The sequence below is a fragment of the Nodularia sp. UHCC 0506 genome, from assembly GCF_034931045.1.
Classification (GTDB): Bacteria; Cyanobacteriota; Cyanobacteriia; order Cyanobacteriales; family Nostocaceae; genus Nodularia.
The window spans coordinates 32961-56291 of the sequence record NZ_JAYGHH010000037.1; the positions used below are offsets into that span (position 1 = coordinate 32961).

20 protein-coding genes and 1 pseudogene are annotated in these 23331 nt (G+C 41.5%); 10 read left to right on the top strand and 11 right to left on the bottom strand.

Annotated elements, in window-relative coordinates; translation table 11 throughout:
- Window positions 1–57 precede the first annotated feature (57 nt).
- Window positions 58–1011 carry an aldo/keto reductase gene (locus VB654_RS18135; protein ID WP_323215201.1) on the top strand — a complete coding sequence of 318 codons (954 nt, stop codon included), beginning with the start codon at window positions 58–60 and terminating at the stop codon, window positions 1009–1011.
- 83 nt (window positions 1012–1094) lie between these two features.
- Here the strand turns inward: VB654_RS18135 and VB654_RS18140 are convergent, their stop codons facing one another.
- From VB654_RS18140 to VB654_RS18175, 8 genes are all read right to left on the bottom strand, one after another.
- Window positions 1095–2348: a DNA cytosine methyltransferase gene (locus VB654_RS18140; RefSeq protein ID WP_323215202.1), complete on the bottom strand. Its 1254-nt coding sequence runs from the start codon at window positions 2346–2348 to the stop codon at window positions 1095–1097.
- Window positions 2349–2356: 8 nt separating this feature from the next.
- A complete protein-coding gene (lpxB, locus tag VB654_RS18145; protein WP_323215203.1) occupies window positions 2357–3535 on the bottom strand; it encodes a lipid-A-disaccharide synthase in 1179 nt (392 codons plus the stop codon).
- 74 nt (window positions 3536–3609) lie between these two features.
- Window positions 3610–4428, bottom strand: coding sequence for an acyl-ACP--UDP-N-acetylglucosamine O-acyltransferase (lpxA, locus tag VB654_RS18150; protein ID WP_323215204.1), 819 nt, complete (start codon window positions 4426–4428; stop codon window positions 3610–3612).
- Between the two features lie 216 nt (window positions 4429–4644).
- Complete coding sequence (fabZ, locus tag VB654_RS18155) at window positions 4645–5154, bottom strand: 3-hydroxyacyl-ACP dehydratase FabZ (protein WP_323215205.1); 510 nt, start codon at window positions 5152–5154, stop codon at window positions 4645–4647.
- A gap of 69 nt (window positions 5155–5223) precedes the next feature.
- On the bottom strand, window positions 5224–6060 hold the full coding sequence (gene lpxC, locus VB654_RS18160) for a UDP-3-O-acyl-N-acetylglucosamine deacetylase (RefSeq protein WP_323215206.1): 837 nt from the start codon (window positions 6058–6060) through the stop codon (window positions 5224–5226).
- A gap of 239 nt (window positions 6061–6299) precedes the next feature.
- Window positions 6300–8537, bottom strand: coding sequence for a BamA/TamA family outer membrane protein (locus VB654_RS18165; RefSeq protein ID WP_323215207.1), 2238 nt, complete (start codon window positions 8535–8537; stop codon window positions 6300–6302).
- A 166-nt stretch (window positions 8538–8703) separates the two neighbouring features.
- A complete protein-coding gene (gene purC, locus VB654_RS18170; RefSeq protein WP_323215208.1) occupies window positions 8704–9441 on the bottom strand; it encodes a phosphoribosylaminoimidazolesuccinocarboxamide synthase in 738 nt (245 codons plus the stop codon).
- Between the two features lie 204 nt (window positions 9442–9645).
- On the bottom strand, window positions 9646–11895 hold the full coding sequence (locus VB654_RS18175) for a carotenoid oxygenase family protein (RefSeq protein WP_323215209.1): 2250 nt from the start codon (window positions 11893–11895) through the stop codon (window positions 9646–9648).
- Between the two features lie 457 nt (window positions 11896–12352).
- On the opposite strand from VB654_RS18175, the gene VB654_RS18180 reads away from it, so the two are divergent.
- Window positions 12353–12613 carry a hypothetical protein gene (locus VB654_RS18180; RefSeq protein ID WP_323215210.1) on the top strand — a complete coding sequence of 87 codons (261 nt, stop codon included), beginning with the start codon at window positions 12353–12355 and terminating at the stop codon, window positions 12611–12613.
- A 93-nt stretch (window positions 12614–12706) separates the two neighbouring features.
- On the opposite strand, the gene VB654_RS18185 is transcribed toward VB654_RS18180, so the two are convergent.
- From VB654_RS18185 to VB654_RS18195, 3 genes are all read right to left on the bottom strand, one after another.
- Window positions 12707–13843 carry a glycosyltransferase family 1 protein gene (locus VB654_RS18185; protein WP_323215211.1) on the bottom strand — a complete coding sequence of 379 codons (1137 nt, stop codon included), beginning with the start codon at window positions 13841–13843 and terminating at the stop codon, window positions 12707–12709.
- Between the two features lie 484 nt (window positions 13844–14327).
- Window positions 14328–15482 (bottom strand): NAD-dependent epimerase/dehydratase family protein, encoded by a 1155-nt coding sequence (locus VB654_RS18190; RefSeq protein ID WP_323215221.1) that lies wholly within the window; start codon window positions 15480–15482, stop codon window positions 14328–14330.
- Window positions 15483–15656: 174 nt separating this feature from the next.
- Window positions 15657–16181 (bottom strand): hypothetical protein, encoded by a 525-nt coding sequence (locus VB654_RS18195; protein WP_323215212.1) that lies wholly within the window; start codon window positions 16179–16181, stop codon window positions 15657–15659.
- 279 nt (window positions 16182–16460) lie between these two features.
- On the opposite strand from VB654_RS18195, the gene VB654_RS18200 reads away from it, so the two are divergent.
- The 8 genes and pseudogenes from VB654_RS18200 to VB654_RS18230 all read left to right on the top strand — a co-directional run.
- Entirely contained in the window at window positions 16461–16805 is a 345-nt protein-coding gene (locus tag VB654_RS18200) for a hypothetical protein (RefSeq protein ID WP_323215213.1), read from the top strand.
- Between the two features lie 90 nt (window positions 16806–16895).
- On the top strand, window positions 16896–18407 hold the full coding sequence (locus tag VB654_RS18205) for an AAA family ATPase (RefSeq protein WP_323215214.1): 1512 nt from the start codon (window positions 16896–16898) through the stop codon (window positions 18405–18407).
- Window positions 18408–18549: 142 nt separating this feature from the next.
- Window positions 18550–18900 (top strand): DUF1257 domain-containing protein, encoded by a 351-nt coding sequence (locus VB654_RS18210; protein WP_089090590.1) that lies wholly within the window; start codon window positions 18550–18552, stop codon window positions 18898–18900.
- Between the two features lie 275 nt (window positions 18901–19175).
- Window positions 19176–19406 carry a response regulator gene (locus tag VB654_RS25275; protein ID WP_416235693.1) on the top strand — a complete coding sequence of 77 codons (231 nt, stop codon included), beginning with the start codon at window positions 19176–19178 and terminating at the stop codon, window positions 19404–19406.
- A 14-nt stretch (window positions 19407–19420) separates the two neighbouring features.
- Window positions 19421–20245, top strand: a complete 825-nt coding sequence (locus VB654_RS18215) for a sensor histidine kinase (RefSeq protein ID WP_416235694.1) — start codon at window positions 19421–19423, stop codon at window positions 20243–20245.
- A gap of 589 nt (window positions 20246–20834) precedes the next feature.
- The gene (locus VB654_RS18220) at window positions 20835–22070 is read left to right on the top strand and encodes a response regulator (protein WP_323215215.1); all 1236 of its coding nucleotides are present in this window, start codon (window positions 20835–20837) and stop codon (window positions 22068–22070) included.
- 232 nt (window positions 22071–22302) lie between these two features.
- Window positions 22303–22599 (top strand): annotated as a pseudogene (locus VB654_RS18225) (AhpC/TSA family protein); the annotation flags it as partial.
- A 225-nt stretch (window positions 22600–22824) separates the two neighbouring features.
- Window positions 22825–23331, top strand: a 507-nt coding sequence (locus tag VB654_RS18230) for an ATP-binding protein (protein ID WP_323215216.1), incomplete at its 3' end; no start/stop codon positions are given.

Consider the following 23331-nt stretch of genomic DNA (forward strand, 5'->3'; position numbering starts at 1 on the left):
GTCTCTGAGTAAATTTCCTTAGCTAAGATAAAAGAAGCAATTTCGCCGCAGCGAACCATGATAGAAAAGCAAACACGGCGCAGTTTTTTAATTACCAGCGTTGCTGTAGCTGGTGGTATTACTGCAAGTACTGCCTTTCAACAGGCTGCTAAACCAACAGCGACTATGCCAGAACGAGTTTTAGGACGCACTGGAGTAAATTTACCTATATTTGGGTTGGGAGGTGCTGGACAAACGCCGTTATCTTGGTATGACAGAGAACGTGATGCTGAGGCTATTATTCAAAAAGCGTTGGAACTGGGTATCCGCTACTTTGATACGGCTGCTAGTTATGGCCCTAGTGAAGATTATTTAGGAAAAGTGCTGCCACCCCATCGCGCAAAGCTGTTTCTAGCCAGTAAGACTGATAAAAGAGACTACGATGGCGCATGGCGAGAATTGGAGCGATCGCTTAAACGTCTGAATACAGATTACCTTGATTTGTGGCAGTTACATCATGTTTCTTTTGCCTCAGAACTCGACACTATCTTTAGTCCATCTGGTGCAATTACAGCTTTAGAAGAAGCCATACAGCAGAAACTTGTCCGTTTCGCAGGTATTACCGGACATCATGACCCAGAGATAATTGCCGAAGGACTGCGCCGCTATCCCTTCCACGCTACACTGATTCCTGTTAATGCTGCTGATCAACATCACCCACGTCCTTTTCTTCCTGTAGTTATGCCGATAGCGCAAGCAAAAAACGTTGGTGTAATTGCGATGAAAGTCCCGGCTTATGGTCGGTTGTTTAAACCCGGTGGTTTGGCAGGTATGCAGCAAGCTTTAGGATATAGTATGTCTCAGCCTGGGGTTCATTGTTGCGTAATTGCGGCTGAAGACATAACACAATTAGAGCATAATGTCAAGGTAGCTCGTGCTTTTCAACCTTTGAGTCAACAAGAATTAAATGCGATCGCTCAACAAACTGCTAATATCTGGGAAGACACCACATTCTTCCGGGCGTGGACTTAATATAAATTACAAATCACAAATTACAAATTACAAATTACAAATTACAAATTACAAATTACAAATTACGAATTACGAATTACGAATTACGAATTAATATAATGTTCCGTTGCTTGCGACAAAGTAAGTTTTAGTAGCTCCTCATTGCCCAATTTAGATTGATCATGGGGTTTGCAAGGTAAAATATTCAAATTACGAATAATCTCAGATGCTACAGCCTTTGCTAGTAGAGGTGGTACAGAGTTTCCGACTTGCCGAAATCCGTGCCATTTGGTGACATGAAATCTAAACCAGTCGGGGTAAGAATGTAGCCTCGCCGCTTCTCTAACTGTGATGCAACGGGGTGTAAATGGATGAATCGGTCTGGGAGAAGTGAAAGAACCTCTATGCTTGTCTGTACCTGCTCTTAAAGTGTTACATACGCCAGCAGGATGCAATTTATGGAAACGACTAATTGGCTCTCGCTCTCCCTGGTTAGTGTCAGCAAAGCGTTTCATTGTTGCGGCTGAGTGCTTTGTTCGGAGACTAGAAGAAAGAATGCTCAAATCAAAGGTGCGATCGCTTGAATAATCATCTGCTAAACTGTTGATACCACGAAGTACAAGAGCATAATTACTAGGCTGGCCATACTCTGCTAATACACAATCTGTTTCGAGTAATTCTGAGTATTGTTCTACTTCTGGTAAATCTCCGATAGCTTCCCATACTGTTGGACTATGGGGAAGAGGAGATAAATGTTTTTGTTGAGAACTCTTTGATAACGCTGGTTGAGTAATCGGTTGGGGGTATTTTGGTAAGTCTAAATCCTTTCTAGCTCCAATCAAAAATAATCTTTCACGGGACTGAGGAACACCATAATCAGCAGCGTTGAGAACTTGATAATTTTCTTCTACTTGATAGCCATGTTTGTTAAACTCACTAATCAAAGCTGCAAGAATTTTTTTATGTTCTCCAACTGTAATTCCCCGAACATTTTCCATGACAAAAAATTTGGGTTTGAGTTCTAAAACCAGCCGATGAAAGTGAAATACTAAAGAATTTCGTGGGTCATCAAAGACTCGTTTACCCATTATAGAAAAGCCTTGACATGGTGAGCCACAAATTACCACATCAATTTCGCGATCGCCAATTTTAGACCGATTCCGAATCTCTTTCGCTGTGGTGTCCTCAACGCTTTTACATAATATTGAGCAGAAAGGGAAATTAAACTCATGTGTTGCACAGTGAATCGGGTCAATTTCCACAGATGCAATTACATCAAAGCCCGCTTGTTCAAAGCCCAGGGTCATCCCACCAGCACCAGCAAATAAATCGACAGCAATTGGCCGTTGTTCTTTCATCTACCTGACTATCTTTTCTCTTCCCCAATATCTGGTAGCATTTGCAAAATTTCTTGTGCAGCGCGATCGCATACTCCCACTTCACCCAAAAGTTGCCGCATTTCGGCATAATCTGCCAAAGTTTGCGCTCGACGCTCAGGATTTAGCAGTAATTCCATCGATGCTTGTACAATATTTTCTGCTGTGGCTTGCTCTTGTAATAATTCTGGCACAATGGGTTTCATTACCACTAAATTAGGTGGCGAAGCAAAAACTATCGACCCTCTCAAAATTTTCCGCGCAATCCAAACAGTAATGGGATTGAGACGATAAACCACAACTTGCGGCACATTTAATAAAGCCAATTCCAGATTGACTGTACCAGATTTAGTGATGGCAAAATCAGCTGCGGCAAATAGTTCTTTTTGTTGACCAGATAAAATTGTCGCTTGTAAACCATAACTTTGAATTGCGGCTGCAATTGTCTCTCTGTAAGCGTCTAGGGACAGGGGAATCCAAAAATGAGCTTCTGGTAATTTAGCTTGAATAGTTTGAGCAGCTTGAAAAATAACTGGTAAAAGATATTTTAATTCTTGACGACGAGAAGCGGGAAGTAGTGCGATCGCCTTTTGCTCTGGTGGAATTTGCAATTGAGTGCGGGCTAATTCGCGACTAGGTGCATCTTGCATCCGGTCAATTAAAGGATGTCCCACCCAGTTAACTTGTGCGCCATTCTCGCGAAAATAACGGGCTTCTTCGGGAAAGATAGCCAAGAGTTTATCTGTAAAGCCGACAATTCGGGATGTATTACGCAAACCCATTGACCAAGCCCACTCTTGGGGAGCGATGTAATATACCACTGGTAGTTGTGGTAAATGCTTTTGCATATAAGTGCCAATCCCCAAGTTTGGCCCCATATAATCAATCAATACCACTAAATCAGGGGGATTTTCTTTAAGAAAAGCGATCGCTCGTCGTTGTACCTGAAGAGTAGGGAAAATATAAGGCAAAGACTCTATCAGACCCATTGAGCCAATACCACTAGTCTTCCCCAAAATTGTGGCTCCAGCTGCTGCCATTTTTTCCCCACCCAGCGCCACAATTTCTACTTGCAAACCAGCCTCAGCAGCTTGACGCTGGATCGCTGTAATCAGCAATGAACCTTGCAAATCGCCAGATACCTCGCCAGTGCTGATAAATATCCGCATTTGATAACTAGTAAAAATTAAAATTTAAACCCTTTTGTAGAGACAGGATTAATCGCGTCTCTACACACCTAATTTTAAGACTCATCACTTACGCCTAACTTTTTCCTTCCCGGAATTAAACCACGTCTTCCAGGCATTTGAGAAAGCAGTAAAAAACGACGCAAGGATTGCAATTGTTCCGTTTCTCCCAATTGTTCCAGCTGTTCCAAAGCATCCTTAAAACTTAAACCAGATCGATAGAGAATCCGAAATGCTTTTTTCAAAACTTGCAAATCTGCTGAATTCATGCCAGAACGTTTTAGTCCGACTAAATTCAAGGTTCTGACCCGCGCTGGATTACCCTCCACCAACATATAAGGAGGCACATCCCGGTCAATACGTGCCATACCCCCGACCATTGCGTGTTGACCAATGCGGACAAATTGATGTACTCCTAAAACTCCACCCAGTCGGGCCCGTGACTCTATATGGACATGACCTGCCAAAGCTACTGAGTTCGGAATAATTACGTTGTCTTCAATTATGCAGTTATGAGCGACGTGGACATAAGCCATTAATAGGTTATTGTTGCCAATCACCGTAGCTTCGCCAGCACCAGTCGCGCGGTTAATAGTGACATACTCACGAATCAAGTTATTGTCGCCAATTTTGACCCAAGTCGGTTCTCCGACAAACTTCAGATCCTGTGGTTCCATGCCTATAGCTGCGCCTGGAAAAATTTGATTTCGCGCCCCAATTTCACAAGGGCCTTCTAGCACTACATGAGCGCCAATAATTGTTTCCAGTCCGACTTTAACATGAGCTCCAATCACAGCATAGGCACCGACTTGTACTGTAGGATGGAGTTCGGATTTAGGATGAATTACAGCAGTTGGATGAATAAGCGTCTTCAAGGGTGAATCTCCAGAACTTTTTTAAGTGTAGAAACGTAATTAATCTTTTTTCTACAATCAGTAGCCGAAAGTGTTGAGTCAATCAAGTTATGTGTAAGGGCGACGAAAATCTAGAAATTATCAAATGCTTGGATGGTTTTTTACTGCTCTTATGATTTATTTAGGCCTAAGTTCAGAGCAAATCACGGCTTTACCCACCAGCACCACAATAAATTATTAGTTAATTCGAGAAAACATTAATTCGCCTTCAGCCGCTAGTTGACCTTCAACCTCAGCACGGGCTTGCATTTTACTGAAACGACGTTGTTTTATCCACAACAGTTCCACTGTCATCACGAGCTGGTCTCCCGGAACCACTTGACGGCGGAAGCGCACTTTATCAATACCAGCAAAAACGAATAATCCATTTTCAAACCCAGGTAATTGCTTGAGAACAATACCTCCAACCTGTGCCATAGCCTCAACAATTAGCACTCCTGGCATCAATGGTCGTTCGGGGAAATGTCCTGTAAACTGGGGTTCGTTGATAGTGACATTTTTCACTCCTACTGCCATTTTTTCTGGCACATAGTCAATTATTTTATCGACAAGTAAAAATGGATAACGGTGAGGGAGCAATTTGTGAATTTCTTCAGATGAAAATGTGGTTTTAATTTCAGGAATTTGTTCTCCGGTAGATGTAGGTAAATTAGTATCGGGACTATTCACTTCAGTGACGATGGCCATTAGCGGTATGTTGATTTTTAATTGATAAATTAAGTAGGCAGGGATGAAAACCTTTCAGGAGTTGAGATTTTAGACTTGAGCCAATTCCAACTCTAGAATTTTCCGAGCCAGTTGAATGTGTAAATTATGGCTGGCTTTATAAGCTAAAAAATGAGCTTGGGGAAAAGTTCCCAATAAACTCAAATCTCCTACTAAATCTAATATTTTATGACGAACTGGTTCATTTGCAAATCTTAATGGTGGATTTACCAAACCTTCAGACCCAAAAACCAGGGCATTATCTAAGCTACCACCTTTAATTAACCCTGTTTTTTGTAAGTGTTCAATTTGGTGCAGTAAACCAAAGGTACGAGCCGGGGCGATTTCTTTAGCAAAACTGGAATTCAGTGACCAACTGTGCCATTGATTACCAATAGCCCCCACATCAAAATCAATCTCGTAACTAAAACGGGTTTTTGATGCTGGGAGGGCGCAAGCAAAAGCATCATTTTCATAGATCCAGATTGGCTCTTTCAGCACCAATGCATCTGGGTTACTAATTGATTGTGAGACTAAGCCAACTTCAGCAATACTGTCAGTCCAAACCTTTGCCGAACCGTCTAACAGTGGTACTTCTGAGCCATCAATTTCAATGCGGGCATTATCCACACCCATACCCACAAGTGCGGCTAATAAATGCTCAACTGTGCGAATGCAGGTTTCTCCTTTACCTAGTTGAGTGGATAAAAGAGTCTGATTTACGGCTGCCACTTGAGCGGGAATGATGGGTAAATCTGGTAAATCCACCCGAACAAAGTAGCGTCCACTACCTGGCTCAGAAGGCAATATCCGTATGTGGGTACTCACACCACTATGCAGTCCCACTCCAGTTTGGGTGATTTCTCCTGCTATGGTGTGTTGTTGCATGGGCGAAAAATTAATATATTTTTATTTTGATTTGTATGATTCATCTGAATTCTTGGCAAAGACCCTGACTTATCTGCAAAATGCAGCTGCTCACTTTCCCTTTATGGAAATAGTATTGAGGCAAATGTGACAATTAGCAAGTACCTCGTGCGGCGGCACGGAAGTCAAAAATTAAAAGTCAGAAGTCAAAAGTTGATTAACCAATGACTAATGACTAATGACTAATAAACAATGACTATTTAAAATCTTTCCCCGATCCCAAAATTAATTCGACTATCGCCGTCATCGTTAATGCCGTAGTCAATCCGAATGGGGCCTAGTGGAGATTGTACACGCACACCTAATCCATAACCGTAGCCAGTGCCGTTTTTGTTCAATACTTCAGCTGGTCTAGTTGTAGTTCCTAAATCACTACCGACATCAAAAAACAGTGCGCCACTGACTACTGAGAAAACTGGGAAGCGATATTCAACAGATGCTTGTACATAACTACGTCCACTAGCTAAGGCTCCTTCTTCGTAACCCCGGACAGAGTTACTACCACCCAGGGTAAAAGCTTCATAGGGAGGCAAGTCACCTAGAACTGTACCTCCTTGTAGGTTAAAGGCTAGGGTTTGTGGCCCTGGGGCGAAGTTAGTAAAACTCACAGGTAAGTATTGGCTATAACTACCTCGTAGTCTCGTCAGGAAAATGTTACCCAGTCCTACTGGTACGGATTGATCGACTCCAAAGCGGAGAAAGGAACCTGATGTTGGTTGTAAGGGGTTATTACGCAGGTCGCGCTGTGCGCCTAGTTGTAATAGCACCAAATCATCTTCACCTTCTCCTGAGAAGCTCAAAGGAACTGGTTCTCCCGCTACTCCATCCTGGAATACGGCTCCTTCTGGTCTGACATTACCATCGGCATCACGGGTAGAAATTCGTTGATACTGCAATCCGGCTGAAGCAGTCCATTCTGATCTTTCGTAGGGATTGGGAGATAGGGGACGATTAAAAGTAATACCACCACCTAATCGGAGAACACGGGGGCGATCGCCATCTGTTTCCCCTGGTTGAAATGTCCTAATATCACCATCTTGTCCATCAAAAATTAATGAAATGGAACTACGGCGAAACAAATTGGCTGTATAAGAAGTTCTGTAGGGATCACCTGCGATCCACGGGTCTGTAAACCGGAGGTCAAACAGCAGTTCCCTTTCTCCCACCTGTACTTCTGCTCCCAGGTTTTGGTTTCTTCCCGCCAAGTTTTGCTGCTGATAACTAACAGTACCAAATAGTCCACTAGCAGAACTAAACCCGGCTCCAGCTGCAATCGAACCAGTACTACGTTCAGCTACATTCACCACGACATCAACCTGACTAGGGTCTGTACCAGGGTCAAGGGAGACATTGACATCTTCAAATAGCCCTAGTCCAAATACTCTTTGGAGGTCTCTTTGTACTATGTCGCGGTTAAATACATCTCCTGGACTTAACTCTAATTCTCGCGTAATTATATATTCCTGTGTCCGACCTTTAATTGGTTCGCCCTTCTCGTCTGTCTCCCGACCTTCGCGATCGCGGAACCTGACTTTCACATTTTCCACTACTCCTTCGGCTACTTGCAGGGTAACAATGCCGGTTTCTGAAATTTGGGGTGAACCAATAACGTTCGCCAGCACATAGCCGTTTTCTTGATACTTCTCGGTTAATTGCTTAATACCTTCTTGCAGTTCTTGCAGGTTGAGGATTTGACCATATTGCTCTTGAAAAACTTCATCTACCGTACTAGGAGGCAATACCGAAGGAATATCAGTTCCCGGATTGGCTTGCACTTCTACTTTGGTGAGGACAGGGTTGGGTTGGACGACAAAGCTCACACGCACACCCAAGGGCGTATCTTCTGGCACTGCTTGAACATTGGCAAAGAAGCCAGTACTAAATATGGCGTTAATATCTTCTTGCAGTTGAGATCGGGTTGTTGTCCGACCTGGTTGGGTACGAATCACTCGGAAAACTTGGTCTTCCAGTTCTGATGTTAATTGTCCTGTCTCCGGTCTAACAACTACCTCTGATACCAGTACGCGAGGTTCTGGAGCATCTGGGGTGGCGTTGGGGGTATTAAAATTTTCTAGGTTGGGAGTAGTTTCAGGAGTTGGTGAGGGAACTGACTGGTCAATTACTGGGGGCGCAACTTCTGGAACTGAATCAGGCTGTTGAGTCAGAAAATGTGAGTTAGTCTCGAAGGTTTGACCAACTTGCGGCGTTGTCAAGGTAGGAATTATTACATCTGATGTCGTTTTCTCGGCTGGTTTAACTGGGAGAATTGTGACAAAAGACTGAACCTGAGTTTCACTCACTGACTGGGGATTGATCTCTGGTGTAAAAACCTCTGTTATCTGTTCTGAACTATTAATAGTTTGGGCATTTGCACTGAGTGAGTCGCTTAATGGTGCTGCAATTGCTACCATTGCTACCCATACGGGAGATAAACGCATTTTATTTAAATTCCTCTTCACATCCACACACCATTCACAAGGCAATCATGCTCTTATGGCAAAAATATCAAGTCAAAATAAAGTTGTTTGCTATTGCCTCTTTACTTTATAAGTCACAAGGCATCAGCTAAAAACTATTTGTTCTTGCCTTGCGGTTTTGACCAATTCAAGTTTTACTTTCTACTGCTTGTAGCACTCGTTGTAAAACTTCTTGGTAAGCATTCTCTACATTCCCTAAATCACGCCGGAAGCGGTCTTTATCCATTACCCGCAGGTTAGGATCTGCTTCAGTTGTGTTCCACAAACGGCAAGTATCAGGGCTAATTTCATCTGCCAAGAGTATTTGCTGTTGCGAGTCCAAACCAAATTCTAGTTTAAAGTCTACTAGGGTAATGCCGCACGAATGCCAAAAGTCACGGAGAAATTCGTTGACTTGCAATGCTAGATTGTTAATTACATCTACTTGTTCCGGTGTTGCTAGTTCTAGCAGAAATAAGCGATCGCGTGTTAATAATGGATCACCCAATTGGTCGTTTTTGTAATAAAACTCTACTAAAGGTTGTTTCAGCACTGTACCTATGGGTAATCCTGTTTGCTGACTAAGACTACCAGCAGCAATATTTCTCACCACTACTTCTATTGGCACAATTTTTACAGCCTTGACTCGCATTTGATGCGGTTGAGGACTGTCAATGTAGTGGGTTTTTATCCCAAATTTTTCCAGTTCCTGAAATAGCTGGCTAGAAATGGTACAGTTAATTTTTCCCTTGTTGATAATGCTGCCACGTTTCTGGGCATTAAAAGCAGTGGCATCGTCTTTAAAATCAGCTAACAAGACTTCTGGATCTTCCGTTGCATAGAGAATTTTAGCTTTGCCTTCGTATAACTGGGAATAAACAGACATAATATGAGGTAAAGTTTTAGGCAGTGGGCAGCTTTCGCCCTTTCAGGCTTAACTATTTTATCTTTAGTTATTCGATATCCGCTATTAGCGGTGAGTTGGCTATGGTTTGTTGGCTAATATCAAACACCTATGCCCTCAAAGCATGAAGACAGGGGGTAGGGAGCAAATATCTCACAAAATCGCGTTGCTCCCTAGTTAAGTTAGCTAAATTTTCTGAGTTGCCATTTGTTCAGAGGAAACCCAGCCACAATGGAAACCAAAGGGTACACGCTGAGGAAGCATAACCCGCGCTACAGGTTCGGATGTGATGTTTTGGGCATTTAAAATCAGTAATTCTGATTTATTGGCAATGGTATCGTGAATGTAAGTGATTACCCAACCATCATCTTCAACAGTTGCCCCAGGACGAGGAACAAATACCGCTTCACCGCCAAAACGTCCTCGTCCATAAAAATAACTTTCAGCTGTGCCTGTTTCTAAATCATATTTCTTCACGCCATCAAGCAGGGGTTTGGGACTGGCGTAAATAGCCCCTTGTCCAGCGTAGATGTAACGGATTTTGCGACCAACTAACTGATCATTAATGCGCGGAAATTCTGTAACTTGATCGTCAAGCAACTCTTCAGTAATAGCTCCAGTTTTGAGATGAATACGCCAGCGACACATTTTGGCAATTTCGTTTTCAGAACTGTTACCGTTGTCACTATCGTCGGGAATTAAGAGATTAGTTGAAGGCATCCGCAAGCCTAAGAGAACTATCTCTTCTCCTTCTTCGTAAGCATTGACGGTATGATAAACCATGCAAGTTGGCACTTCAAACCAGCGTAGAGTGTTGTTATCCCCGTGGCGTAGCATAATGCCAATACGACTTTTACGTGTGCGGTCAAAAGCTAGGGGAATTCCACCTTTGATCATTTGTCCTGGCTGGAAGGTTAGGGGCATATCTAAGAAAATTGAGTAATTTTCCGTAATGGCAAAATCATGCATCATTACAGGCGCAGGTAACTCAATTGGCACAATGCGGGTAATTTCTCCTGTTGCTGTGACTACGCCATAGGATAGGTACGGTGGAGCAATGGGAGAAAAGCCGAAAAACATCATTTCTCCTGTGACAGCATCTATTTTGGGATGAGCTGTAAAAGCACAGGTGAGTTGATTGTTAAAAGTGTGAGCGCCAAGGGTTTCTAAGTCTGGGACGCGAATATGATGGGGTACTCCTGCTTCACACAAGACTAAAAGTTTCCCAGCGTGCCAAATTACAGATGTATTGGCAGGATTTTTAATCATGATGTCGTAAGGAGAGTCAAATCGAGGTAGGTTGAGTAAACCTGGCCAAATTGCTTTGCCTTGTTGTTTTTCAACTTTTAGGGTTTCGGTCTCCACGTAGCGGTTAAGGTAGCTCGCTTTACCATTTTTGATGTTGACTCCATGTAACATACCATCACCATCAAACCAGTGATATAGTCCAATGGGTGGGAAAAGGGGATTGGGGGAAATGCGTAAAAACATCCCCGATAATTCTTGGGGAAGTTGACCAATTACGGGCAAATCATCGGCGGTAATTTCTTCTTTGACTGGGGCAAAGTTGTCTTGTAAAAATAACCTACTTAAGGTTTTTTGAATCTCTTTGATTTCGGGAGGTTCAATTTTATCAATTAGCTGACTCATGACACGGTAAGGTGTATCTGAGTAAGTACCTTTTTTTTGTACCGCATCGCTAGTTGGGGTTTTTGGTGTAGCCAATTTGGCAATGAATTGTGGGTCGAGGAAAGTGCTTACTAGTCTTTGTTTGAGAGTGAGTTGGCGAGCTTCTCTTTTGGGTATGCTGGCTAGAAGTTCTGTTTCGATGCCTTCTACTGCTGAATCAAGGGCAGTTAGTGTTTCCAGTGATTGACATAGTTCATCATAATCTTCATCACTGGGATTAGTACCTAAGTATGCTTGTAAGCAGGCGTAAGCTTCCTGATACTGGACTGGTTCACCTGCTAATAAAGGTTTGATTTCTGGATCTTCTGCTAGTCCTTTTTGATTGGCTACTTGCTGCAAGTATAGTTTTTCTCCTGGTTCTAGCACTCCATCTAACCAAGCAACACCAAAGAGAACTTTTAACAATTGTTTATCATCTTTGATTTGGGCAACAAAAGCTGATTTGGGAATCCCTATATCAAAATTTTCATGACGTTTGGCTCGATGACGGATGTTTTTTTCGCTGTTATATAAAGTATTGACGCGATCGCCTGTTTTGATAATGATATATAAATCTGGTTCGCCTTCAAACATTCCTTTGAAGTCTTTTTCGGTGTAATTTATTTCAAATTTGCCTTCGCTATCTGTGACTGTTTCCCCTAAATTATCATCCTTAAGCATATCCTTATCAAAAGCTTGAACGATGAGCTTAGGGATTCCTAAACCAGTTTCAGCCTCATAAACTCTGCCCGTAACTTTATATGACATTGAAAATCTCCTCGCTCTCAAAAGCTTAACTAGAACGAAAACGCGGTGATGGTAAAACACGTTTACAGTATATAGATATACCATAGTTTTATGAGATCATACAGCCAGGAGAAATAGGGCAGATTGCTGGTTGGCAGCGATCGCGTACTTGAAAAAGGTTATAGTTTTGTATAACCTGTGCTAGGCTTTGAACCAAGACGTTGCGAAAACGGAAACATAGGCTGCAAAAGCTTGTCTTATATACCTTTGAGCTTATTTACCTTTCCCGGTATAACCAACAAGAAGACAAGAAAACATTCGGCCAAAGGGAACAGGGATAAAAAAGAAATTTTCCCAAAACATTGAGGATAATCAGTTGTAATTCCTTGTCTGGTAAGGATTCCGGCTTTTTTAAAGTAGATTCAGCATAATAGGTACTGAATAACCAAAAATATTTAATAAATAAATGGTAAAAATAATGGACAAAGATGATTTTCTCTATCCTCGTGGACGTTACTATGGTCATGTAAAGCCTGAAAATTTGGTTTTTAATGCCAATTTACAGGAATTTGCTCAACGTATTAGTTATATCTGTAATTTAGAAACAGGTGGAAAGTTAAGCCCAGATGAAGCTTATGAACAAATCAAGGCTTTGTGGAAACAGTTGAAAAAAACGAAAAAACAACTACAAATTGGCGAAAGTCCCTTTCAAAGTGATGATGGAGAAAGCGCAAGTTAAGAGATCAAAAAAAAAGCGATCGCTTATCTGTAAATCATTATTCAGACACCATCCCCAAACTTTGGAGGTGGTGTCTTTTCACAGTTAACTGATTCAAGCTACTGTTGTCAGTTTTTCTGCAAATACCACTTTTTGATAGTAATCTTGCAACTGACAAGTAGCAGCTGACCATCCCCAATTTTCTGCTTCGCTGCGGGCATTTTGACGGATAACCTCTCGTTCTTGTTTGTGTTCCAGGAGGTTAACAGTAGCATTAATGGCATCTTGAATATCTGCTGTCGGCTCAAAAAGATAGCCATTTACGCCGTCTGTCACAATATCAGGAATTCCCCCTGAACGGGCGGCTACGACTGGACAGCCAGCGGCCATAGCTTCTAGTAGAACTAAGCCTAGTGTTTCTGTTCGAGAAGGAAAAATAAAGGCATCAGCACTAGCAAAGGCCGAACCTAATTCTTGTCCTGTAAGATACCCGACAAAGTGTGTGGGAGTATCGGCAAAATGTTTTTCTAATTCTTGACGGTGAGGCCCATCTCCCACTAATGCTAATCGTGCATCGGGAATTGCCTCTAAAATGGGCTTGATGCGCTCAATTTCTTTTTCAGCAGAAAGACGGCCAACATACAGTAATAAAGGACTCTCTGGGTGATTTTGGGACAGACGCGATCGCATCTCCAAATTAGCTAAATCAGGATGAAAAAATTCTGTATCCACACCCCTCTGCCACACCTTTACCCGTTCAATCCCGTGTCCAGTGAGTTCTTCCATCATCACTGTTGAGGTACAAAGATTTAAAGCGGCTTGATTATGAGCGCCTTTGAGCAATTCCCACAGAAATCCTTCGAGCATTCCCAAACCGTAATGCTGGAGATATTGAGGTAAATGGGTATGGTAAGATGCAACTAGCGGTATTTTAAGCATCTTGCTATAAAAAATCCCAGCCAATCCTAAGACAGCTGGATTCACCACATGGATAATATCTGGCTGAAATTCTTCTAAAGCATAACCAATGGCAGGACGGGGTAAAGCCATTTTTAACTCTGGATACAATGGCAGAGGAAAGCCAGTCACGCCGTAAACTTTGGCTCCTTTGTGTTCAGTAATTCCGCCATCAGGGGCAAATACTAGTACTTGGTCGCCATTACGTTGTAGATGGTCAACAGTATGGCGTAGGCGCGTTACTATGCCGTCAATTTTGGGCAGAAAGGTTTCAGTAAATAAAGCGATTCTCATAAAAAACTAGATAAGCAGATAATCCCAGATTCTTTTACATTGCGTCAATTACCCGCAGATTGGAAGTCTGAGGCTATGTAGCAAAGTGCTGAGTTCGGAGTGCTGAGTGCTGAGTAAAGACCAAGTAGGGGCGGGTATGGCTACGCCACGCAAGCTATGACAAATATGCTCAATTACTCATAACAATTTTAATAAACCCACCCCTACGCCAAGGCTTTCAGCAATCAACAATGTCCTAACGTGTATGCGTAGTGCTATACATACAAATCCTGACTGTGCCAACTTTATGGTCAGTCCGCCTTGCTAATTAGAAGTGGGCATTTTGCCCAAAAAATATCTAGAGCAACTGCCAAGGCGATTAATACTCAGCACTCCGAACTCCGAACTCAGCACTCAGCACTCAGCACTCCGAACTCAGCACTAAAAATTAACTGTCCATCATGTTTTGCTAAGACATGACGAACAGTTTCCAGCAGGCTTAAATCTACTTTCTATGCCAAGAAACCTTGGGCAGAATTTGCTTGTGATCAACTCGTGTTTGATACTTGACTGCAAAGTTTAACAGCGAATCAAGTAAGGAATCAGAGAGATAGTGCGGCTGTAAACCTAGATCCAGCAGTTTGGTATTTTTAGCATTGAAGTAATGTTCTTCTCTTTCAACTCTGGGGTTATCCAGGTGATTGATATCTACATTCAATCCAATCGCATTCCCCGCTTTTTTCACCATTAATGCCAAGTCACCAATGCTGAATAGTTCAGTAAATTGGTTAAATACTCGGAATTCGCCTGGTTCGGCTGGGTTAGCGATCGCTAGTTCAATACATCGCACTGTATCCCGAATATCCAAGAAACCGCGAGTTTGCCCACCTGTCCCGTAGACGGTTAGCGGGTGAGCGATCGCAGCTTGAATACAAAAACGATTCAGTGCTGTACCAAATACACCATCATAATCAAGGCGATTAATTAACATTTCGTCCATTCCCGTTTCTTCGGTCAGAACGCCGTAAACTATCCCTTGATTTAAGTCTGTAGCCCGCAGCCCCCAAGTGCGGCAAGCAAAGTTGATATTGTGACTATCATGAACTTTGCTCAAGTGGTACATCGAACCCGGTTGCTTCGGATACGGTAGGGTATCTTTGCGGCCATTGTGTTCAATTGTGATGAACCCTTCCTCAATATCAATGTTGGGTGTACCATATTCACCCATTGTCCCCAGTTTCACCATGTGGCAATCTGGGAAGTCTTCTCGCATGGCGTACAGCAAGTTTAAAGTGCCGACGACATTATTAACCTGAGTGAGAACGGCGTGTTCTCGGTCAATCATCGAAAAGGGCGCTGAACGTTGTTCACCAAAATGCACGAGGGCGTTCGGCTCAAATTGGTGTAAAACTTGCTTGAGAAATTCGTAATTAGTAATATCGCCAATGAATAGGTCGATACATTTACCAGTCAAATCTTGCCAGCGCTGGAGGCGTTGCTGAATTGGTGCGATGGGAGTCAGAGTTTCGATACCCAATTCATTATCCCAGTGCCGCCGCACCAAACTATCTAAAATTCCAACTTCGTAACCTCGGTTGGAAAGGTAAAGTGCAGTTGCCCAACCGCAATATCCATCACCACCAATTACCAGGACTTTCATCTTCACCAGTTTTTACTCGCTGATAGCTAAATCTATCAGGTTTCTGTACCCTCTCAACCATCATTCTTGTAAAAATAGGTGATTTTAGGTTGGGAAATTACGAAGATAAAGACGATCAAGGGGATGAAGAGGAATAGAAATTTTCGCTATGCTTCCCCATTTGTCTACTTTCTGCTACTCCTGAATCCTGTACTGGTAAGCAATGTAGTAGAACAAATGATAGTAATCTGAAAATTCTTCATTCTGGCTGCGCGCCTGCCAGTAATATTGGATTTCATCTTTAGATAAACTCAATGACATTGAACTTATTTGCTGGTCTACTTCCACAAGTAGTACTCCAGATACACCTTGAGCTGTTTGAAAGTTGGGGTTGTGCGTTATTTTGCTATTTTGTTCTATCAACTCAGGTAGCCGATGAGCAGCCCATGCCCGAATTTCCACAGAATTATTTATTGATGATCTCAAAACAATTCCATCGTTGTTTGATGCCTCTGGCAAAGCATTCCAATTACTGGGATACGGAAATTCAAAGCCATGGCGAGAATTATTATAAGTATTCCATGTAACTTTAGGAGCGAGAAAACTGCTGGCAGTACAACTGCACAGGCTCAACAACAGAACAGTTTTGCCGCCAAAATTTTTGATTTTAGTATAAATTTGTTGCTGTAAACTACAGGATTTTACTGTAGTGCTAGACATGATTATATTTTAGCTAAAGTCATTTATACTTCAAATTTACCAGATAATTTGACTTTTTGCCAACAAATTGCCGAATTTTTGCTCCTGGTTTATTACATTTTTTTCAACATGATAGGTGTTTTATAAATAACTGACTTTTCTAACTATGTCACTTATGATCATCAACTAAATGTAAATAAATGTAACGAAATTGCCGTCAAAACGCTTTAATGTCTTGACACCTCACAAAATAACCGATAACGTAATATACATACCCGGGTAAGGCCGTCAAAGAGTTATATGCAAACTAAGCAAAAGGTTACTTTATATCTGTCGCCAGAACTTCACAAAAAACTGAAGATTCGTTCAGCTATTGATTCAGAACCGATGTCAGAGCTTGCCGAACGCGCCCTAGTCTTCTACCTAGCTAATTCCGAACTAGTTGAGGAAGTTGAAGCTTCTGCCTATGGAAGAACGCACAAAATTTACTCCTGTCCAGAATGTGAGAGTTCGTTAGTCTTACGTGATGGAGAATTGATTGCCATGAGCAGTCAAGCAGGAATAATCCCAGAACATCTAACCATTGACGAGATGGAAAAAGATGAAACTCATCCCAAGGGTGAGGAAGAATTGGTTCCTTGCTAGGTAAGAATGATGAATAAACCATTCATTATTCGGTTGCCGCAACCAACAAACGATGTCTTTACTGTATAAGGTCTCAAGCAGGTCGATTGTATGAAAGAAGAGCTCAATATCTTAATTCAAGCTCAATATCCTCTAATCTACCTTGTGACCTCCGAGGAAGAACGGGCGGAACAGGCAATTTCCACAATCGCCCAATTATTAAAGCCCCAACGCCGCGTATACGTCTGGACAGTAACTCACGGCATCGTGGAATATGGGCAACCCCGGAACGTCACTCAACACAACACTGTATCGCCGGAGGCTGCTATTGAGTGGATCATCCGGCAGAAAGAACCTGGTATATTTATTCTTAAAGATTTACATCCGTTTATTGATGCGCCTGCTACAACAAGATCCTTACGAGATGCGATCGCTAGTTTCAAGGGAATGCAGAAAAACATCATTTTGATGTCACCCATGCAGCAAGTTCCCATTGAATTAGAAAAAGAAGTTGTCGTTCTTGACTTCAAATTGCCAGATATGGCGGAGTTAAACAAAGTATTAACCTACCATTTAGAGCAAAATCGAGGTAGACGGCTGACAACCGAGGCGCGAGAAAAGCTTCTCAGAGCTGCTTTAGGTTTAACTAAAGATGAATCTGAAAAGGTATACCGTAAAGCACAGGTCACAACTGGACGCTTAACGGAAGAAGAAGTAGATATAGTTCTATCTGAGAAAAAGCAACTGATTCGGCGCAATGGTATTTTAGAATACATCGAAGAAGATGCAACCATTGATGCTGTCGGTGGCTTAGAAGAACTCAAAAGGTGGCTAAAACAGCGCTCTAATGCCTTTACAGAAAGGGCGAGAGAGTATGGTTTGCCCCAACCCAAAGGAATGTTAATTCTTGGTGTTCCAGGTTGTGGTAAGTCACTAATTGCCAAAACTACCTCCCGATTGTGGGGTTTGCCATTACTACGCCTAGACATGGGACGAGTATATGACGGCTCAATGGTGGGACGCAGTGAAGCAAATTTACGTAACGCCCTAAAAACAGCAGAATCCATCTCTCCAGCGATTCTGTTCATAGACGAATTAGATAAATCCTTTGCAGGTAGCTCAGGTTCATCTGATTCCGACGGTGGTACATCAAGTAGAATCTTTGGTTCTTTCCTAACTTGGATGCAAGATAAGAAATCTCCCGTATTTGTGATGGCAACAGCTAACCGAGTGGAACGCTTGCCTGGAGAGTTTCTGAGGAAAGGACGCTTTGACGAAATTTTCTTTGTGGATCTGCCCACAGCCGAAGAAAGGCAGGATATTTATAATATCCACCTCACCAAACGTCGTGAAGACATTTCTCGATTCGACCTTGAGCAATTAGCCAAGATGTCTGACGGCTTCTCTGGGGCAGAAATTGAACAAGCACTGGTGGCGGCAATGTATGAAGCCTTCGCCCAAGACCGCGAGTTCACCCAATTAGATATTATTGCTGCACTCAAAGCAACTCTGCCGTTGTCACGTACCATGCAAGAACAGGTAACAGCCCTGAGAGATTGGGCCAGACAGCGCGCACGACCCGCCGCAGCCTCGGTTGCTGAATATCAGCGCCTGGAGTTTTAAAAGCTTTCCCCTGCTAATACCAGGGGCAAAGGCTAGCCCCAAAAGCTAGCAGTTAAGAGAAAAAGCCGCATTTCCATCAGCGCGGCTTCCCGAAAAAAAAACCGTTGTCTTTTTCTCACTCTTCTCACTGGAGGAAACCCAAATGTCTCATTTTAGCACTCTGCGTACCAAAATCACCGATGCTGAGATCCTCAAGTCTTCTTTACGCGACTTAGGTATTAGCGTGAAGACTGAAGCGGATGTTCGTGGTTACAATGGTCAGCGCGTTCGTTCCGACATCGTAGCTGTTTTGGAAGGTGAATATGATCTAGGTTGGTCTCGCAATAGCGATGGTTCCTTTGACCTCATCGCTGACCTGTGGGGCGTTGCTAAGAAGCACAATCAAACCGAGTTGATCAACTCCATAAACCAAAAGTATGCTGTTAACAAAACCTTGTCTGAAGTAAAACAGCGCGGTCTGCAAAACGCCAATGTCAAGTTGGTATTGCAATAGAATTTTCTCAGCGCGTTCCCAAAGCTGAACGGGTTAACCACTTCATTAGCGGTTAGCCCGCTTTTTTTTCGGGAAGGACTATTGATTTATTTACTATGATAGTATCCTGATTTTTCAGTAATTGAAAATTATTGTTCAAAGATTAATAAAATACTGCTCTCTCTTGGTAATAGGAGTTATGTAGATTGAGCAAAAGCGATTGAAACTGCTTTTAAACAAGTTTCTTTAAATAATATTTATAATTGCTTTTTGATGAGCTTTTTGACTTTTGACTTTTGACTTTTGACTTCCGCGTAGCGGTACTAGAGGTAGTTTCAGAGACATTGGGCGATGCAGGCTTTGATATAGCGATCGCCACTAGTTGCGATCGCGCATTACAACAAGTTGAACGCTACCTCCCTGACCTGATTTTACTAGATGTGATGATGCCTGGAATCGATGGATTTGAAACTTGCCGACGGCTCAAAGCCAATGACCGTACCTGCCATATTCCCAACTGCAACTAATTCAAAACGAAAAAATGTCTGCCCTCGGTAATCTGGTGGCTGGGGTTGCCCACGAAATCAATAATCCCATTGGCGCAATTGTCGGCAATGTCAATGCGGCACAGGATTATATTAATGACTTGTTAGGCATCATCGATCTCTATGGACGGAAATTTCCTCAACCTGATGCGGAAATTGAAGATCAACTGAAAGCCGTTGATCTAGATTACATCCGAGAAGATTTATCCAAACTAATTCGCGCCATGAAAGATGGCGGCGATCGCATTACATCTATCAGTAAAAGTCTATGTACTTTCTCTCGTGCAGATAGTGACACCAAGCAATTTTTTAATCTGCATGAAGGAATTGATAGTACAATTTTAATTCTCAAACATCGGATCAAAGCTAACGCACAACGTCCAGCTATTGAAATTATCTCCCATTACAGTGATTTACCTGAAATAGAATGTTTTCCTGGGCAGCTAAATCAGGTATTTATGAATATTTTAGCTAATGCTATTGATGCTTTAGATGAATCAAACAATGGCCGTAGTTTTACAGAAATTCAAGCCAAACCCAATAAAATCCTAGTGAAAACATTTGTCGAAAATAATCATATCAAAATATCAATTGCTGATAATGCTAAGGGGATGAGTCAAGAAGTTAAACAAAAAACATTTGACCGTTTATTTACTACAAAGCCCGTGGGAAAAGGCACAGGTTTAGGTTTAGCTATAGCTAGACAAATAGTCGAGCAAACCCATGGTGGCAAGTTGAGTTGTAATTCTATCCTTGGTCAAGGTACTGAGTTTATAATTGAGTTTTCACAAAAATGGTCAGGGAAGGAACAAAGGAATTGATTAGCCGTTTTGAACCTAAGCGATCGCCTCTGATAAACCTGTCCCAATTGATCTGTCTGAAATTTAAAAGCCTCAAATCCTTACTGTGTCGTACAAAAAAGCTGTACTAAATAACCTATAGGTTAATTGGTACGTCGAGAATTGTGAAAAATATCGATTTTCATAATGCTTATCCAGTAAGGGTTACAACCTTAGTTGGGTTGAGGGGTAGTATGATCTGCCGCCCCTCCCAGTTAAATGGGAGTGAATTATAATAATATAAGTTACCTGAATGTTGTGCGATCACTAAATAAAAAAGGTAAAAATAGGGAACTTCAACCAGGGTTTACGAGGAATCAGCCTTGGTAATTGAGATATAAAATCCGATCTCACATTTTCGCGTTGCTCCTATTTTATCTAAATTTTTATATGGACTCAGTGTTTATACTGTTATATTTAAATCCATAAATATTTAGAATAATTGATATAAGTTATCACATTTATCTGACTTCTCAACGACAAATCAAAGGTTTCGAGTATCTAGCAACAGCTATATAGTTAGTTTGAGAGTTTGAAGGGCTGATGTGTTAATTAAAGGAACAAACTATAGATGATCCACTCGGAACTGATGATGTCTAATCATATACTTGATGAGTTTAAAACTTGTGTTCAACTGCAATATAATGGTTGTCTAAAGGTTAGAAGTAATAAGGGACACCAATGGGCTTTTTACTATCGTCTAGGACGGATAGTTTGGGCAGATGGAGGAAGTCACCCTTTTCGGCGGTGGCGGCGAAATATGGTTCAATACTGCCCCCAAATTGATGTAGATCAGTTGAAGTTACGTAGAGAAGACCTAGAAATCAATTGCTGGGATTATCGCATCCTGGAAATTCTGTATAAAAGACAGCAAATTCAACGAAAACAAATTCACGCTATTATCGAAAACACAATAACAGAACTATTGTTTGATTTAGCTCAACAAACAAATTTTGTTTCTGTAAGTTGCGATCGCATTCAGGATATGATCATAGAAACACCAGTGAATTTCACGAGTGCTGATGTCTTTATTAAACAGATGCAAGACTCGTGGCAAATTTGGTCAGAAGCTGGTTTGGCTAATTTTTCTCCAGACTTAGCACCAGTTTTGCGGAAACCAGAACAACTCGCGCACCTGGTAAATGAATTGGTCTACAAAAAGTTTGTCAATTTGCTTAACGGTAAATACACTCTGCGAGATTTAGCAGCGAAACTAAAGCAGAATATTGTCCCTCTCACCCGTTCATTGTCTCCCTACATTCTCAAAGGGATTATTGAACTGGTAGAAATACCTGATTTGTCTTTTTCATTGATAGCAGTCAACAACAATTCTGTTGCCACCCAAGCTAAAACATCAACAGCGCCATTGGTAGCTTGTGTAGATGATAGTCCTCAGATTTGTAAGACTTTAGAGGAAATTATCGTCCCACATGGAATGAGATTTCTCAAAATTCAAAATGCTATAGAAGCTTTACCAATCTTAATTCAAGGTAAACCAGACCTGATTTTTTTAGATTTGATTATGCCTATTGCTAATGGTTATGAAATTTGTACTCAGTTGCGCCGAATTTCCGCTTTTAGCAATACACCTATAGTTATTTTAACGGGAAACGATGGTCTTGTGGATCGAGTCCGAGCTAAGGTGGTTGGTGCTACAGATTTTATATCTAAACCCATAGTAGGAGATAAAATCATGAGTATAGTACGGAAATATTTACCCCTACAGACTCAACATCAAGTCAAAAATAAACTAGTACAGAACGGTGAAAATCAGGCGACTACATCGACTATTATGTGGAATAATTAAGTCAGTATCATCATAATTATAAGTAAATTGGTATTTAAACCACGCCTGCTTTGACAATTTTAATTATTTATACAGTTATCTCAGACTAAGTAAGTTGTGGACAAAAATTTTCAGCAGAATGAACATAAATTTTGATGAATTAGGCTAAATAGTAGTTAATACCTTCTAATGAATCCCTACGCTATCTTTAATCAAACCAAACGTCAACGTGTTAGTGATGGCATGATGCGGTCCTCTACCTGCTTTTAAAGGCTCGTTTTTCCAACTAGCAGGGGGGAGTGGGTTTCAACGTCCCTTTGAATTAGCTACTCTACGGCTACGTAATATGACGGAAGTTTTGAGAAATTGGCATATTTATGTACCTAATTCTGCCTACTTAACTCAGCGCGGTGGAACTTTTCTGTTTGATACAAAAGGTGAATTAGTTTACGAACATCGCGACAAAGGAATTCTGGGATTTGCTGCTAATATGAGCCAACCACTATCATTTTTATCTTTGATTGAAAGAGATACTGCCAATTTCATTTAACTGAGGTACTACCTGTTGCACGGTGAACCCTTGGCTATCGATGACCCGAATCTTTCTTAACATTTATGAGATTGATTTTATTGTAAGCGATCGCCTGTAGGTTGTTCTGAGTCTCTGGATAATCCAAAAGTTACTAATTATTTAGCAGACAAAGTTTTTGCGATTCTTGGACAGGTAGACATTACAATTGAACTAATAAGCCTATGGCTGTGGGACTCAGAAACCATGCAAATTCAGCAAATATCTGTCGATGGTCTATTTGGAATTTTTAACCATGTAATTCCATTGAACTTGGATGAGAGAATCACAATCATTCATGGTCCTAATGGGTTTGGAAAAACAGTAATGCTGAGAATGCTAAATGGATTTTTCAATTCTCGTTACTCAGTGTTTCGGACTATCCCGTTTGTTAAATTTCGAGTTGAATTTGATAATGGTAGTCGTGTTGAAGTAGTAAAAACTTCTGAAACCTTGGAAGAAAACAAGAAAAGAGAACACATAACATTCGATTTTTACCAGCCCGGGTTGCCAAAAAATTCTTTTTCCTTAAGCAAGACAAAGAATCCTCCCGCTCTTGATTTTCCCATCGATATGTTAGATGACATAATACCTGAAATTCGTCGAATAGGTTCTAAAATTTGGCAATATCTTCCCACTGGTGAAACTCTTTCTTTGAACGAAGTTATAGATCGGTTTGATGAGATTTTACCACCATCGAAGGCAAAATATAAT

Coding starts and splice junctions, on each gene's coding strand:
- VB654_RS18175 (WP_323215209.1), bottom strand. CDS start 11,895: ATGTCATATAAAGTTACGGGCAGAGTTTATGAGGCTGAAACTGGTTTA.
- VB654_RS18205 (WP_323215214.1), top strand. CDS start 16,896: ATGAAAGAAGAGCTCAATATCTTAATTCAAGCTCAATATCCTCTAATC.
- VB654_RS18165 (WP_323215207.1), bottom strand. CDS start 8,537: ATGCGTTTATCTCCCGTATGGGTAGCAATGGTAGCAATTGCAGCACCA.
- VB654_RS18200 (WP_323215213.1), top strand. CDS start 16,461: ATGCAAACTAAGCAAAAGGTTACTTTATATCTGTCGCCAGAACTTCAC.
- lpxC (WP_323215206.1), bottom strand. CDS start 6,060: ATGCAACAACACACCATAGCAGGAGAAATCACCCAAACTGGAGTGGGA.
- VB654_RS18215 (WP_416235694.1), top strand. CDS start 19,421: ATGTCTGCCCTCGGTAATCTGGTGGCTGGGGTTGCCCACGAAATCAAT.
- VB654_RS18185 (WP_323215211.1), bottom strand. CDS start 13,843: ATGAGAATCGCTTTATTTACTGAAACCTTTCTGCCCAAAATTGACGGC.
- VB654_RS18210 (WP_089090590.1), top strand. CDS start 18,550: ATGTCTCATTTTAGCACTCTGCGTACCAAAATCACCGATGCTGAGATC.
- VB654_RS18140 (WP_323215202.1), bottom strand. CDS start 2,348: ATGAAAGAACAACGGCCAATTGCTGTCGATTTATTTGCTGGTGCTGGT.
- VB654_RS18195 (WP_323215212.1), bottom strand. CDS start 16,181: ATGTCTAGCACTACAGTAAAATCCTGTAGTTTACAGCAACAAATTTAT.
- lpxB (WP_323215203.1), bottom strand. CDS start 3,535: ATGCGGATATTTATCAGCACTGGCGAGGTATCTGGCGATTTGCAAGGT.
- VB654_RS18220 (WP_323215215.1), top strand. CDS start 20,835: ATGATCCACTCGGAACTGATGATGTCTAATCATATACTTGATGAGTTT.
- purC (WP_323215208.1), bottom strand. CDS start 9,441: ATGTCTGTTTATTCCCAGTTATACGAAGGCAAAGCTAAAATTCTCTAT.
- fabZ (WP_323215205.1), bottom strand. CDS start 5,154: ATGGCCATCGTCACTGAAGTGAATAGTCCCGATACTAATTTACCTACA.
- VB654_RS18190 (WP_323215221.1), bottom strand. CDS start 15,482: ATGAAAGTCCTGGTAATTGGTGGTGATGGATATTGCGGTTGGGCAACT.
- VB654_RS18135 (WP_323215201.1), top strand. CDS start 58: ATGATAGAAAAGCAAACACGGCGCAGTTTTTTAATTACCAGCGTTGCT.
- VB654_RS18180 (WP_323215210.1), top strand. CDS start 12,353: ATGGACAAAGATGATTTTCTCTATCCTCGTGGACGTTACTATGGTCAT.